The 14,558-nt window shown below is 71.1% G+C and carries 12 protein-coding genes; 4 read left to right on the top strand and 8 right to left on the bottom strand.

Annotated elements, in window-relative coordinates; translation table 11 throughout:
- Positions 1-3 precede the first annotated feature (3 nt).
- The 8 genes from AB4112_RS09160 to AB4112_RS09125 all read right to left on the bottom strand — a co-directional run bounded on the left by AB4112_RS09160 (position 4) and on the right by AB4112_RS09125 (position 9,169).
- Positions 4-1,851, bottom strand: coding sequence for a cytochrome c biogenesis protein DipZ (locus tag AB4112_RS09160; protein ID WP_441718779.1), 1,848 nt, complete (start codon positions 1,849-1,851; stop codon positions 4-6).
- A 16-nt stretch (positions 1,852-1,867) separates the two neighbouring features.
- Complete coding sequence (gene msrB, locus AB4112_RS09155; protein WP_441718776.1) at positions 1,868-2,359, bottom strand: peptide-methionine (R)-S-oxide reductase MsrB; 492 nt, start codon at positions 2,357-2,359, stop codon at positions 1,868-1,870.
- 144 nt (positions 2,360-2,503) lie between these two features.
- Entirely contained in the window at positions 2,504-3,346 is an 843-nt protein-coding gene (locus AB4112_RS09150) for an alpha/beta hydrolase family esterase (RefSeq protein WP_441718774.1), read from the bottom strand.
- Positions 3,343-4,530 (bottom strand): CaiB/BaiF CoA transferase family protein, encoded by a 1,188-nt coding sequence (locus tag AB4112_RS09145; RefSeq protein WP_441718771.1) that lies wholly within the window; start codon positions 4,528-4,530, stop codon positions 3,343-3,345. Before AB4112_RS09145 ends, AB4112_RS09150 begins: the two co-directional genes overlap by 4 nt.
- On the bottom strand, positions 4,527-5,705 hold the full coding sequence (locus AB4112_RS09140) for an OpgC family protein (protein WP_441718768.1): 1,179 nt from the start codon (positions 5,703-5,705) through the stop codon (positions 4,527-4,529). Before AB4112_RS09140 ends, AB4112_RS09145 begins: the two co-directional genes overlap by 4 nt.
- Entirely contained in the window at positions 5,677-7,287 is a 1,611-nt protein-coding gene (locus AB4112_RS09135; protein ID WP_441718766.1) for a thiamine pyrophosphate-binding protein, read from the bottom strand. Before AB4112_RS09135 ends, AB4112_RS09140 begins: the two co-directional genes overlap by 29 nt.
- Complete coding sequence (locus AB4112_RS09130; protein ID WP_309791719.1) at positions 7,287-7,799, bottom strand: hypothetical protein; 513 nt, start codon at positions 7,797-7,799, stop codon at positions 7,287-7,289. Before AB4112_RS09130 ends, AB4112_RS09135 begins: the two co-directional genes overlap by 1 nt.
- A 35-nt stretch (positions 7,800-7,834) precedes the next feature.
- A complete protein-coding gene (locus AB4112_RS09125; protein ID WP_441718763.1) occupies positions 7,835-9,169 on the bottom strand; it encodes a hypothetical protein in 1,335 nt (444 codons plus the stop codon).
- 416 nt (positions 9,170-9,585) lie between these two features.
- Here AB4112_RS09125 and AB4112_RS09120 point away from each other — a divergent pair, with 416 nt between their 5' ends.
- The 4 genes from AB4112_RS09120 to AB4112_RS09105 all read left to right on the top strand — a co-directional run bounded on the left by AB4112_RS09120 (position 9,586) and on the right by AB4112_RS09105 (position 14,467).
- Positions 9,586-10,143 (top strand): sigma-70 family RNA polymerase sigma factor, encoded by a 558-nt coding sequence (locus AB4112_RS09120; RefSeq protein ID WP_441718761.1) that lies wholly within the window; start codon positions 9,586-9,588, stop codon positions 10,141-10,143.
- Entirely contained in the window at positions 10,140-10,775 is a 636-nt protein-coding gene (locus AB4112_RS09115) for an NrsF family protein (RefSeq protein WP_309791716.1), read from the top strand. Before AB4112_RS09120 ends, AB4112_RS09115 begins: the two co-directional genes overlap by 4 nt.
- 147 nt (positions 10,776-10,922) lie before the next feature.
- Positions 10,923-13,481, top strand: a complete 2,559-nt coding sequence (locus tag AB4112_RS09110; RefSeq protein ID WP_441718758.1) for an ATP-binding cassette domain-containing protein — start codon at positions 10,923-10,925, stop codon at positions 13,479-13,481.
- Positions 13,481-14,467 (top strand): ABC transporter permease, encoded by a 987-nt coding sequence (locus AB4112_RS09105; protein ID WP_441718755.1) that lies wholly within the window; start codon positions 13,481-13,483, stop codon positions 14,465-14,467. The genes AB4112_RS09110 and AB4112_RS09105 overlap by 1 nt, the downstream gene beginning before the upstream one ends.
- Positions 14,468-14,558 lie beyond the last annotated feature (91 nt).

The raw sequence follows: 14,558 nt of genomic DNA, 5'->3' as shown, positions 1-14,558 counted from the left end.
TTGTCAGCCGAAGGTGAAGGCGTAGGCCTGGACGCCCGGGTCCAGGAAATGGATCTCGAAGGTGTGGTCGGCGATCGGGCCGGCCTGCCGGATCAGCTGGTACAGGCGCTGCCCGGTCACCGTGCCCTGGCCGTCGGCATCGGTGTCGACGCCATGGCTGGCGCCGGGCGCCGCGCCGTCGATGGTGACGCAGAACCGCACCGGCTTGCCGTCCGCCCCCGGCCCCAGCACCAGGTGCAGGTCGCGGGCGTGGAAGCGGTAGACGATGCTGCCGTCGGCCTGGTTCAGCGCCGCGCGCTCGCCGCCCACCGTCCAGTCGCCCGCCAGGCCCCATTCGTTCAGCCGCGGCGTCTCGACCGCATAGACATGGCTGGTGTTCTGCACCACCCCGCCGGTCGAGACGAAGTTCTCAGCCCGGTTGAAGCCGACATAGGTCTCCGGCGACTGGACGTCGCCGCTGTCCGACGCGGCCTCGGCCCCGGTGGCGCTGACCGAGATCAGCCCGCCGGCGACATCCTTGTGCCCGGCTTCGGCCAGCAGCTGCTGGATCACCCGCTCGGACCCGTCATAGTCGCCTTCGCCGAAATGCTCGTGCCGGATCTGGCCCTTGGCGTCGATGAAGTAATGCGCCGGCCAGTACTCGTTCTCGAAGGCGCGCCAGATGCCGTAGTTGTTGTCGATCGCGACGGGGTAGTCGATCTTGAGGTCGGCGATCGCCTTGCGCACATTGTCGACGTTGCGCTCGAAGGCGAATTCGGGCGAATGCACGCCGATCACCACCAGCCCCTGGTCACGGTACTTGTCGGCCCAGGCGCGGACATAGGGGATGGCGCGCAGGCAGTTGATGCAGGAATAGGTCCAGAAGTCGACCAGCACCACCTTGCCCTTCAGCCCGTCCACCGTCAGCGGCGGCGAGTTCAGCCAGTCGACCGCGCCGGTCAACGCCGGGAACGGCCCCAGCACCGGCAGGGCCTCTGCCTGGGCGGAGGCCGGCTTGGCCTTCATCATCATCGCCGGGTTGGCGCCATCCGCGGCCCCCGCCTGGTCGCTCTTCATCATCACGCCGGGGTTGCCGTTCATGACGACGGAGGAGGTGGGAGCGCCATTGGCGGCCTGGTCGGCCGGCTTCAGCTTATCGATCAGCCCCTGCTCCAGCGAGGAGGTGCTGGCCAGCGACACCTGGGTCAGCAGGCCGGTGTCGAGGCCCAGCGAGATGGCGACGACCCCCGCCAGCACCGCGACGCCGAGGCCGCGGCGGATCCATTCGCCGACGCCGAGCGACCGCTTCATCGCCGCGAACACCCGGCCGCCGATCAGCAGCGCCAGGGCCAGCGAGGTGGCGGCGCCCAGGGCATAGGCCAGCAGCAGCAGCGAGGTGCCGACATTGGCGCCGTTCAGGGCGGCGCCGGTCAGGATCAGGCCCAGCACCGGGCCGGCGCAGGGGGCCCACAGCAGGCCGGTGGCGACGCCGAGCAGCAGCGACGCCAGCGCCGGGGACCGCTGGGTCTCGGCTGCGCCGTCCGCTGATTGCGACAGCCGACTGCCGAGCGCGACCAGGGGCCGGGTCAGCCGGTCGGCCAAGGCGGGGAACAGCAGGGTCACGCCGAACAGCGCCAGCAGCACGATCGCGGCGATGCGGCCCCATTCATTGGCGGCCACGGCCCAGCCCCCGGCCACCGCGGCCAGGGTGGCGACGGCGGCGAAGGTCACCGCCATGCCGATCAGCATCGGCAGCCCGCTCTTCATGAACGGCCGGTCCGCCCGGGCGAAGACGAAGGGCAGCACCGGCAGGATGCAGGGGCTGACGATGGTGAGCACGCCGCCGAGATAGGCCAGCAGGATCAGGATCATGGTCGGCTCTTTGCGGTCAGGCGGCCGCGGGTTTGAACGTCATGGCGACGCCATCCATGCAGTAGCGCAGCCCGGTCGGCGCCGGGCCGTCATCGAAGAGATGGCCGAGATGGCCGCCGCAGCGGCGGCAATGCACGGCGGTGCGGATCATGCCGTAGGAGGTGTCCCTGGTGGTGCCAACGGCGTTGTCCAGCGGCGACCAGAAGCTGGGCCAGCCGGTGCCGCTGTCGAATTTGGTGGTCGAGGAGAACAGGTCGAGGTCGCAGCCGGCGCAGGCGAACTTGCCGGACCGCTCCTCATGCAGCAGCGGGCTGGTGTAGGGACGTTCCGTCGCCGCCTCGCGCAGCACCGCGTATTGGTCCGCCGTCAGCATACGCCGCCATTCGGCCTCGGTGTGGGTGACCTCGAACACCTCGTCGGCAATGGACGTCCCGGGCCGCCAGGTGTCGGCCAGGGCCAGGACAAGGCCGGTGGCCCCACCGGTCAGGAGCAGACGTCTCGTGATCATGATCCAGACCTCCCGATCGGCCGTGCCGATTGCGTCGCATCAACCGGTTCGCCCGACCGCGTTGTAGTGTTACGGGAATAACGCCTGCGACATTCCTTCACATACGGCCCCTGACCTCACGCGGATGCTATGCTGCGGCCGGGATCACTGCCCCGCCCGCAGGCCGCCGGGGACACCGAGCCCGGGCAGCGCGCCAAGGCCGCCGTCGAGCCAGGTCGCCCGCACCTCATGCCCGCCGTCGTGCAGGCAGAGGGCGATGGCGCCGCGCAGGCAGCCCGGCGCGACCTCGCAGGCGACCCCGGCGATCGTCACCGGTTGCGTGTCCTCCGGCCCGCATTGCCCCCGCGCCGCCAGCACCGCCCGGCTCTCGAAGGTGTTGCCCTGGTGCCAGCGATCGCCGATGGCGCGGCCGGCCAGCGGAAAGGTGCGGTCGGCACGGCCGTGGAAATGGATCATCGGCGGCGGCGCGGTTTCGCAGTCCGACGGCTGCGGCAGCGGGTCCCAGAACACGCCGGAGAAGGTGACGGCGCCGGCGACGCGGTCGCCGAGATGGCAGGCCACATACCAGGCCATCGACGCGCCCTGCGAGAAGCCGCCGATCACCACTTTGTCCGGGCCGAAGCCGAAACGGCGCTGCAGGTCGTCGAGGACCTGGCCGACGAAGCGAGTCTCGTCGCGGTCCTGGGTGGGGGAATTCTCGAACGACCAGGTGCGGCCGAGCCCGTCGACAGCGGCGAAGGCGTAGCCATGGGCGCGGGCCGTCGCGATCAGGTCGGTGGCCTGCATCTGGTCGGCGGCGGAGCCCTCATAGCCATGGAAGAACAGGTAGACCCCGGCCGGCGCCCCGCCCGGAGGCAATGCGATGCGATAGTCGCCGCCCTCGACCCGGCACGGCACGTCCCCGCCGCAGGAGGCGTCGCCGGCCGCCGCCACCGGACCCAGGGCCAGCAGCAGCGCTGCCGCGGCAATGGCGCAGACCGCCCTCATTCCGCGGCCTCCCGCTCGGCCAGCATCGCCAGCACCTCCGCCCGGTCCTGGTCGAGATGCGGCGGCGCCCGGTCGAGCCGAACCGGCGTCGCCGACAGCTTCAGCGGGTTGCCCAGCACCCGCACCGGCGGGCCATCCTCGCGGTCCAGCGTCACCACCATCTCCCGCGCCAAAGTGTGCGGGTCGGCCAGCACCTGGTCGATGGTGGCGACCGGCCCGGCCGGCACCGCCGCCGCAGTCAGCCATTCGATCCAGGCGGCGGCCGGCTGCCTCAACAGTTCGGGCGCGATCAGGTCATCGAGCGCATCGACATTCACCACGCGGTCGCGGTTGCGGCAGAAGCGGTCGTCCTCGGCCAGTTCCGGCCGGCCGATCACCGCGGCGAAACGGGCGAATTGCGCGTCGTTGCCAACCGCGACGACGATGTGGCCGTCGGCCGCCGCGAAGGTCTGGTAGGGCGCAATGTTCGGGTGGCGGTTGCCGAGGCGGCGCGGCACGGCGCCGGAGACCAGATGGTTGGTGGCGGCATTGACCAGCCAGGACACCTGCGCATCGTACAGCGACAGGTCGATATATTGCCCCTCGCCGGTGCGGTCGCGGTGGCGGAGGGCGGCGAGGATGCCGACCGTCGCGTACATCCCGCACATCACGTCGGCGATGCCGACCCCGACCTTGACCGGGGCGCCGGCGGGATCGCCGGTGATGCTCATGATCCCGCCCATGGCCTGGACCAGGAAGTCGTAGCCGATGCGGTCGGCATAGGGCCCGGTCTGGCCGAAGCCGGAGATCGCGCACCAGACGATGTCGGGCTTCACGCGGCGCAGGTCCTCATAGGCCAGGCCGTACCGGGCGAGGTCGCCGGGCTTGTAGTTCTCGACCACCACATCCGAGACCGCGGCCAGCCGGCGGACCAGCGCCGCCCCCTCCGCCGTCGCCAGGTCGATGGCGATCGACCGCTTGCCGCGGTTGGCGCACAGGAAATAGGCGCTGATGTCGCTGTCGCCGCCATCCGGCCCGGGCACGAAGGGCGGGCCCCAGCCGCGGGTGTCGTCGCCCTCACCCGGCCGCTCGACCTTGATCACCTCGGCGCCGAGATCGGCCAGCAGCTGGGTCGCGGTGGGGCCGGCCAGGATGCGCGACAGGTCGAGCACGCGCAGGCCGTCGAGGCTGCCGGCGGTCATCATGCCGGCACCGCCGCGGCCCTGGGCGCCGCCGATTTGAACCAGGAGACGGCATAGGCCACCGCGATCAGCACGCCGAAGCCGGCGAGGTTGGCAGCGGCGGTGGTGAATGGGTCGCGGCCGGTGTGATCCAGCGCCATGCCCAGCACCTGCGCCGTGACCATGCCGGTGACGAACACCGCCAGCGTCTGCTGCCCGACCTTGGAGATCACGGTGACCGCCCGCCCCTTCAGTCGCCGCCCGGCGGGCCCGACCAGCTGGACCGCGACATAGGCCAGCGCCAGGAAATGGGCCAGGCGAAGCACCCCGAAATGGGTCTTGTCGGTCAGCGGCATCAGGGTCTGCGCCCAGCCGCCGAAGAAGGGCGAGGCCTCGATGATGCGGTACCAGGCGAAGGGCACCGTCGCCAGGATGAAGACCACGGCGACCGCCATGAGGATGCGGCTGAAGCCCGGCGCCGGCAGGGTGCCGCGCATCAGGAAGAAGCCGAGATAGAACAGCAGCTGCCAGCCGAACGGGTCGAAGAACCAGCTGCGGTCCGACCAGGGCTCGGCCGGCAGGTCCAGCAGATGCGCCTGGGTCAGGCCCCAGATCGCCGCCATCAGCACGAAGGGCAGCGCCCGGTGCAGCCGTTCGGCCAGGATCATCGCCGGCATCAGCGCCAGGATCACCAGGTACATCGGCAGGATGTCGAAGTAGTTCGGCACATAGGCCAGGGTCAGGAACCGCGGCAACAGGCCCATCGGATCGGCGAAGAAATGCGGCAGGTTCAGCTCGACGATGTAGCTCTCGCCGCCCGGCCGCATGCCGGCCGCCGCCACCAGCGCGGCGATGACGACGAAGACCGCGACATGGATCCAGTAGATCTGCCACACCCGGCGGGCGACCCGGCCGGCGCCGCGGGCGAAGCCCTCGCGGTCGAACACCCGGCCGAAGGCGATGGCCGAGGCCATGCCGGACAGGAACACGAACATCTCGGTGGCATCGGAGAAGCCGAACCGCGCCGGGATCCACAGGATCCACTGGTTGTCGGGGATATGGGCGACCAGGATGATCAGCATCCCGATGCCGCGGAACACGTCGAGCCGCGGATCGCGCCCGGGCTTCGCCGCCATGCCGCTGGACAGCGCCGCCGCCGGCAGCTGCAGCTCAGAAGGCTTGGTGATAAGCATCGGCATCGAACCTGCAGGCGATCAGGGTGAAGCGGTCGCGGCCGCGAGCGGCGGCGAGTTCGGCGCGCAGATCGGCCACGTTGCCAACGGTGCGGCCATGGCCGCCGAAGCCGATGGCGACGGCGGCGAAATCGGTCTGGCCGAGGGCGACGCCGTGGGGCGCCAGCCCGGCCGCATCCTGTTTCAGGGCGATCAGGGCCAGGCTGCGGTCCTGGAACAGCACGATGGTGACGGGCAGGCCGAGGTCGCGCAGCGTCGCCAGCTCGCCGATCCCCATCTCCAGCCCGCCATCGCCCATCACGGCGACGACGCGGCGGGCGGGGTCGGCGACCTGGGCGCCGATCGCCAGCGGCAGCGCCCCGGCCATGGTGCAGAACCCGGCGGATTGCAGCAGCGACAGCGGCCGGCGCGCCATCCATTTCTGGGACAAGAGGATGCGGTGGGCCCCGGCGTCGACGGTGACGAGGTCGCCATCCTCCACGGCCTGGTTCAGCGTCTCGACGATGGCGTGCGGCCCCCAGTCGGCCGGCGCGGCGAAGCGTTCCGCCAGCTGCGCCCGGGCGGCCGCCGGCTCACCCTCGGGCCAGGTCTTGCCGGACACCACGGCTTCGGCCAGGGCCGCCACGGCGGCGGCCGGATCGGCCAGCAGGCGCAGCCCGGACTGGTGCATGGCGTGGTCGGCCGGGGCGGCGGTGATCTCGACGATCCGCTCGGGGTCCGAGACGGGGTCGAGCCAGCCGAGCCGCATCTCGATCGGGTCATAGCCGACGAACAGCAGCAGGTCGGCCTGGGCCAACAGCCGCAGCAGCACCGCATCGGCCACCGGCGACAGCCCGGCCCCGCCCAGCGCCAGGGCATGATCCTCCGGCACCAGGCCCTTGGCCTTGTAGGTGGTGACAACCGGCGCGCCCAGCGTTTCGGCCAGGCGCAGCAGCGCCGGGCCGGCGCCGCGCTGTGCCGCCTCCAGCCCCGCCAGGATCAGCGGCCGGCGGGCCTGCGACAGGCGCCGCGCCAGGGTCGCGATCGCCGGGTCCTGCGGCCCGATGCCCGGGCGCAGCACCGCCGGCGGGGCCACCACCTGCGGCGCCGGGTCGGGCATCGCCGCGACCGCCGGCGACAGGTCGAGATGCACCGGCCCCATCGGCTCGGCCAGCGCCAGGGCGAGGGCCCGCGCCACGGTCGGGCCGGCGCTTTCCGGCTCGACCTCGAAGCTGGCCTTGACCAGCGGCCGCAGCAGCGCCGCGTGGTCGATCACCTGGTGGGTGTAGCGGGCCCGGGTCGGCCGGTCGACGATGCCGGAGATCACCACCAGCGGCACATGCTCCTGCGCCGCGTCGGCGATGCCGTTGACCGCATTCGCCAGCCCCGGCCCGACAGTGACCACCAGCAGGCCGGGCGTGGCGGTCGTGACCGAGGCGCCGGCGGCCATGATCGCCGCCGCCGTCTCGTGCCGGGCCAGGTGGAAGCGGATGCCCGCCGCCTCCAGCCCGTCGATCAGGGTCACGACCTCGCCGCCCGGCATGCCGAAGGCGTGGCGGATGCCGTGGGCGTGCAGGGTGGCGGCGATCGTGTCGGCAATCCGGGTCATCACATCTGGCTTTCAGCGGTCTGGGACTCGCGGAAGCGTACGACGAAGGCGACGACCAGTCCGAACAGGATGTGCCCGGCCAGCGAGGCCCAGGCCAGCGGGATGAAGTTGAGGAAGGCGGGCAGCCCGGCGATGAGATGCGCCATGATGTAGAGCGCGAAGATCCACAGCCCGATGCCGAAGCCGGTGCCGGTCAGCAGCAGCGGCAGCTTCGGCAGGATGGCGCGCTGCAGCGGCCGGGCGATGAACAGGTACCCGATCGGGTAGAACACGATGCCGGTGATGGCGTGGATCAGCTCGCCGGCCACCCAGCTCTGGAACCCGAAGACGGACTGGACCAGCGCCGCCGGTTGCAGCGGGCCGCCGACCAGGAACGGGGTGATGCCGCGGGCCCACACCTCCCAGGTGACGTCGGCGAGGATGCCGGCCAGCAGGATGGTCGGGACGAGCCGGCCGGTGATCGCCGGAAACAGCGACGGCGAGGAAGACGGGGTGGTCTGGGTCATGGTCATGATGGTCTCCGTTCAAAATCCGTATTCGACGGCCGTCAGCGCAAAGCGCGCAGGCGGGCGTTGGAGGGGGTGCGGCCATCGACGGCCTCGATCAGCCGGTCCTCGGCCTTCAGGCGGCGACGGGCGCCGCGGATCGCCTGGACGGCGCCGTGGTCGCCGCGCCGGACGGCGGCTTCGGCCAGGGCCAGGACGAACAGGTCACGCTGGGCGTTGCTGCCGCCGAGCCGGGGCACCGACGCGGYGATGCGGTCGAGCGACCCGCGCTCGGCGCCCATGCCGGCGATGGCGCGGGCCAGGGGCAGGCCGACCTCGGCCGCCACCCGGGCCTGGTCGCCATCGCCCTGGGCGCGGACCTGCAGCGCCATCAGCAGCTCCGCCGCCGCCGGCCGGTCGCCGAGCGCGACCAGGGCGATCAGGGTGTGCAGCGAGGCGAACACCAGGCTGGTGTCGGCCCGGCGCTTGCGGGCGATCTCGGCCATCTCGGCCCAGCGGCCGCCGACATCGACGCCCAGCCGCTCCACCCGCCACAACAGCGACACCGCATTGGCCATGTCGCGGAAATCGTCGGTCGGCTGCGGCCGGACCTCTTCGTCATACAGGCGCAGCACATGCTCGTGGTCACCGCGCTCGAGATGCAGCAGCGCCAGGTGCCAGGCCATGTGGAAGCTGAAATTGTTGCAGCGGGACCAGCTGCCGCGGCTGCCCTCCAGCCAGGCGATGCCGGCTTCGGTGTCGCCGCGCATCTCATGGACATGGGACACGGCATGGGCGCCCCAGGCGTCGTCCGGCTGCAGGCTGACCGCCTGCCGGCCATAGGCCTCGGCAGCGCCGTAGGCGCCATGTTCCTCGACCGCGAAGGCGTGGCAGCCCAGCAGGAAGCCGGCGGCAGGCCGGTCGGCCGACCACCGCACCATCATCCGCTGCGACGCCGCCAGCATGCCCCTGGCGTCGCCCAGCATGAAGCGCAGCGCATGCGCGATCTTGAACGGCAGGAAGGTCGCCGGCCGGTCGGTGAAGCGGGCGTCGAGACAATCCGCGGCCTGGCTGAACTGGTCCTGGGCGGCGAGGCCGAGCGCCTCGACCAGCGCCCGCTCGTCGGCGGTGCCGCCATCCTTGGCCGCCAGGGCCGCCTGGGCCGCCGCCAGGGCGTCCCGTGCTGGCGCGGCCAGCTCCTCCCGCGCCAGGATCAAATTGGCGAAGCCCTTCAGCGCCAGCGCCGGGACATGGTCCGGATCGGCGGCCAGCGCCCGGCCGAGGGCGGCGCCGGTCGACGGGCGGTGGGCAGCGAGACCGTGCACCGCCTCCTCGAACGCGGCGGTCGCGGCGGGGTTGGCGGCGCTGGTCGAGAGGTCGTAGGCGTCGATGGCCATTGCTGGATCCTTTCCTGCCCCTGCGGGCAAAGCTCGAGCGTTGCGTCGGCCAGCAGGCGACGCCGCGGTGATCCGGTTCGAATGAATGGATGGGTAGCGGAAACGTCAGCTTTCGGGGAGAAAGGCCTGAGCTTTCCCAGGGGTTGCGACGCTCGACCGCAGCACCGTCGCGGTGTCCGTCCCGGCATGCTGCGCCGGGACCCGATCAATGGCCGTCGAAGGAAGCGGGAGCGAATGACGATCCATGGTGTCCGTTCCGCAGAAGACGCTGGCCGCGATGGCCTTGTGACGACTTCTTCGACAGCGTGGGGGCTGTTATTACAGGGCCGGGGAAAAAATTCTGGGATCGCCCAAATAAATATCGGGCCGCCAATCTGTAACGAATCCGGGGCCGGAGCCGTATGGGGTGATGACGCGTGAATGATCCGTCGCGGGAGGAGCAGTGGGCGACATGGATGCGAGCCGCGATTGCGGGCGATGCCGGCGCCTATCGTCTGTTCCTGGAGGCCGTGACGCCTTATCTGCGCGCCCTGGCCCGACGGCGCGGCGACCGCTTCGGCGCGGCGAGCAGCGACGCCGAGGACATCGTCCAGGAAGTGCTGCTGGCCATCCATCTCAAGCGGGCCAGCTGGGACGCCACGCGGCCGATCGGCCCGTGGATCTCGACCATCGTGCGCAACAAGCTGATCGACGCGCTGCGCCGGCGCGGCCGGCAGGTCAACGTGCCGATCGAGGACGTGATCGACACGCTGGAGGCGGAAGAGCCGCCGGACAGCCTGGAGCAGCGCGACGTCGCGCGGCTGCTGGCGCAGCTGAAGGACCCGCAGCGCGACATCGTGCAGTCGATCTCGGTGGAGGGCAGCAGCGTGCGTGACACCGCCACCCGCCTGAAGATGACCGAAGGCGCCGTGCGCGTGGCCCTGCACCGCGCCCTGAAGGCGCTGGCCGTTTTGTATCGGAGTGGACCCGGGTGAAGACCGACGACCTCATCAGCGCCCTGGCGCAGGACGCGCCCGTCCGCTGGCGGCTGGGCAAGGCTGTCGCGGCTGCGATGGCCGGCGGCGCCGCCGTGGCCGGGGCCATCTTCTTCGTCGGCATCGGCGTGCGGCCGGATGTGATGCAGGCGATGGACACCGTCCGCTACCTCTTCAAGTTCGTGGTCACCCTGACCCTGGCTGTCACCGCCACCGGGCTGATCCTGCACCTGGCGCGGCCGGGCGTGCCGCTGGGCGCCTGGCGCTGGGCCCTGATCGCCGCCCCCGCTCTGCTGGTCGCCGCCGTGGTGGCCGAGATGATCGTGATGCCGACCTCGACCTGGGGCGCGCGCTGGATCGGCACCAACGCCCGGTGGTGCATGTCCCTGATCCCGCTGATGGCGCTGGGCCCCCTCACCCTGCTGCTGCTCGCCCTGCGCCTGGGCGCGCCGCGACGGCCGGGCGCCGCCGGCGCGATCGCCGGGCTGGTGGCCGCCGGCATCGCCGCGACCTTCTATGCCGCGCATTGCCCGGACGACAGCCCGCTGTTCGTCGCCACCTGGTACACGCTGGCGACCGGGATCGTGGTCCTGATCGGATACTTCGCCGGCAAGCGCGTCTTGCGCTGGTGACCCCGGCCCGCTGGGCTATCTGCATCGCCTGACATCGCTCTGATCGACACATCCGACCGGATGGCTCTTTCGCGCAAGCGCTTGCGCAAGCGCTTGCGGTCATGCATCCTCGGGCAAAAGAAGCGATGGCAGGGAGCCCCGAGTGCGATGAACCAGGTCACCGCCATGCCGTCCGACGGCCTCGTCGGCGCGCGGAAGTGCTTCGGCCTGGCCGGCGCATCGAAGTCCTTCGGCGGCACCGTGGCGCTGCACGACGTCTCCTTTTCCCTGTGGCCCGGCGAGGTCGTGGCGCTGCTCGGCGAGAACGGCGCCGGCAAGAGCACCTGCGTGAAATTGCTGGCCGGGGTGTACCGGCCCGATGCCGGCCATGTCGTGGTCGATGGCCGCCCCGCCGCCTTCGCCTCCCCGGTCGATGCCCGCCACGCCGGCATCGCCGTGATGCACCAGCACCCCGGCCTGTTCCCCGATCTCAGCGTCGCCGAGAACGTGTTCATGGGGCACACGCCGCGCACGGCGCTGGGCGCGGTCGACCACGCCGCGGTGCGCGGCCGGGCGCGGCAGCTGCTTGACATGATCGGCCTGGACTGCAGCCCGGACCTGCCGCTCGGCCGCCTGCGCACTTCGGAGCAGCAGCTGGTCGAGATCGCCCGCGCCCTGTCGCTGGGGTCGCGCGTGCTGATCATGGACGAGCCGACAGCGGCGCTGTCGCAGCGCGAGGTCCGCCGGCTGTTCGAGGTGGTGGCCCGGCTGAAGCAGCAGGGCGTCGCCATGCTGTTCGTCGGCCACCGCATGGACGAGATCTACGAGATCGCCGACCGCATCACGATCCTGCGCGACGGCCGCTTCGTCGGCACCGAGCGGACGGCAGACCTGCCGCGCGACCGTGCCGTGCAGATGATGGTCGGTCGATCGCTGACCATGATGTATCCGGAGCTGCCGGCGGCGGCAGGCCAGCCGCTGCTGACGGTCGACGGGCTGTCGCGCGACGGGGTGTTCGAGGATATCGGCTTCGCGGTCCGCCCCGGCGAGATCCTGGGCCTGGGCGGGCTGGTCGGCAGCGGCCGCACCGAGATCGCCCGCGTGCTGTTCGGGATCGATGCGCCGGACCGCGGCACGGTCATGCTGGCCGGCACCCCGGTCGCCTTCGCCTCGCCGCGCGACGCCATGGCGGCCGGCATCGCCTATGTCTCCGAGGACCGCATCGGCCAGAGCCTGGTGATGGATTTCGACATCCTGACCAATGCCTCGCTGACGGTGATCGACCAGACGACCAGGCTGGGCCTGATCGCCCCGGCGCAGGAGCGGGCGCTGGTCACGCCTTATGTCGAACAGCTCAAGCTGCGCTATCGCAGCCTGGACCAGCCGGTGAAGACCCTGTCCGGTGGCAACCAGCAGAAGATCGTGCTGTCGAAATGGCTGGCGACGCATCCGCGCCTGCTGATCCTGGACGAACCGACCCAGGGCATCGACGTCCAGACCAAGGCCGAGGTGCACGCCATGATCGCCGAGCTGGCGCGCCAGGGCATGGCGATCATCCTGATCTCGTCCGAGCTGCCGGAGCTGCTGGGCATGTGCCACCGCGTGGTGGTGCTGCGCGAGGGCCGCGTCGCCGGGGAATTCGCCGCTGCCGAGGCGACGCAGGAGCGGGTGATGCAGGCCGCGACCGGCGCGCTGGCGGCGCCCCCGCCCCGCCCGGACACGCCGATCGCCGCCCCGACCTCGTCCAGCCCCTCGCCCCGCCGCTCCCTCGCCGGCTTCGCCAAGCGGCGGGAGCTGGGCCTGGTGGCCGCGATGGCCGCCATCCTGCTGCCGATCGCGGTGATCAACCCGCGGGTGCTGAGCCTGGAGAACCTGACCGCCATCTCGATGGATGCGGCGCTGCTGATCATCGTCGCGGTGGCGCAGATGCTGATCATCGTCACCCGCAACATCGACCTGTCGATCGCCTCGGTGATCGGCCTGTCCGCCTATGCCGCCGCCAGCGTGGTGCAGGCGCATCCCGAGCTGGGGATCGCCGCCGGCCTGGGCGTGGCCTGCGCCACCGGCATCGCCTGCGGCCTGGTCAACGGCCTGGTGATCACCCGCGGCGGCGTGCCGTCGATCGTGGTGACGCTGGGCACGCTGGCGGTGTTCCGCGGGCTCAACAGCATCGTCGCCGGCGGCAAGCAGATCAGCGCCGACCAGGTGCCCCAGGCGTGGCTGGACATGACCAGCGCCAGGCTGCTGGGGGTACCCGGCGTCGTCATCATCGCCGTGACCATCCTGCTGGTCGCCGGCCTGGCGCTGCGCCATCTGCCGGCCGGGCGTGAGCTCTACGCCATCGGGTCCAACCCCGACGGCGCGACGCTGATCGGCATCAGGACCCATCGCCGCGTGCTGACCAGCTTTGCCGTCGCCGGGCTGCTGGCCGGGCTGGACGGCGCCCTGTGGGCCTCGCGCTACGCCACCGTCGATGCCCGCGTCGCCATGGGCTACGAGCTGACGGTGATCGCCGCCGTGGTGGTCGGCGGCGTCGCCATCCGCGGCGGGGCCGGCACCATCCTGGGCACGGTGCTGGGCGCCCTGCTGCTGCTGGTGATCAACAACGGCCTGACCCTGGTGCGGGTCGACCCGCTGTGGCTTCAGGGCATCTACGGGCTGGTGATCCTGGCCGCGGTGGCGATCGACGCCACCATCGCCCGCCGCGGCCTGAAGGGAGCGGTGTGATGCGCGACCGGCTTCGCCGCCTTGCCAGCTGGGAGACCTTCCTGGCGGTGCTGACCCTGGCGGTCATCCTCTACGCCGTGCTCGCGGTGCCGAACTTCGCCACCCGCTTCAACCTGTCCCAGGCGGCGGCCGGCGTGTCGGAAAAGGCGCTGATCGTGCTGCCGATGGTGCTGCTGATCATCGCCCGTGAGATCGACCTGTCGGTCGCCAGCATCCTGGCGCTCAGCAGCGTCATCCTCGGCGTCCTGGTCCAGGCCGGGGTGCCGATGCCCGCCGCCATCCCGCTGGTGCTGCTGGCCGGCGCGGCGCTGGGCGCCTTCAACGGCGTCCTGGTTGTGCGCTTCGGTCTGCCGTCGCTGGTGGTGACGCTGGGCACCTTGGCGATGTTCCGGGGCATCGGCTACATCATCCTCGGCTCCGCCTCGGTCAACACCTTCCCGGACTCCTTCACCGATTTCGGCATCGACTCCGTCCTCGGCACGCCGTTCCCCTGGACCATCGTGCCGTTCCTGGTGCTGGCCCCGATCTTCGCGGTGGTGCTGCAGCACACTCCGGCCGGGCGGCGGATCTATGTGCTGGGCGGCAACCCCGCCACCGCGCTTTATTCCGGCATCCGGGTGGCGCGGCTGCGGCTGGGGCTGTTCGTGCTGTCCGGCCTGGTCTCGTCGCTGGCCGGCATCGTGTTCACCGCCCGCCTCGCCAACGCCCGCGCCAACAACGCGGTGGGGTTCGAGCTCGACATCATCACCGTGGCCCTGCTGGGCGGGGTCAGCGTGTTCGGCGGCCGCGGCAAGCTGACCGGCGTGCTGTGGGCGCTGGTGCTGATCGCGGTGATCCGCAACGCGCTGGGCCTGAGCCAGATCGGCGGCGACGCCCAGGGCACCATCGTCGGCCTGCTGCTGATCGGCGCGCTGCTGCTCAGCAACGCGTCGAAACACCTGTTCGAACGGCTTCGCCCGCGCTCGACCCGAGAGATCGCTCGATAATGCTACTGGTACGGCCGTCTGATGGCAGTTTCTGCGCTTCCGGTGCTCACGGACGTAGATGTCCGCTGCGCTCCGGTTCTCGAAACCACCA

Origin of the sequence: Inquilinus sp. 2KB_23 (assembly GCF_052115705.1) — a bacterium.
In the GTDB taxonomy this organism is placed as follows: domain Bacteria; phylum Pseudomonadota; class Alphaproteobacteria; order DSM-16000; family Inquilinaceae; genus Inquilinus; species Inquilinus ginsengisoli_A.
This window is presented reverse-complemented; position numbering and strand designations above follow the sequence as displayed.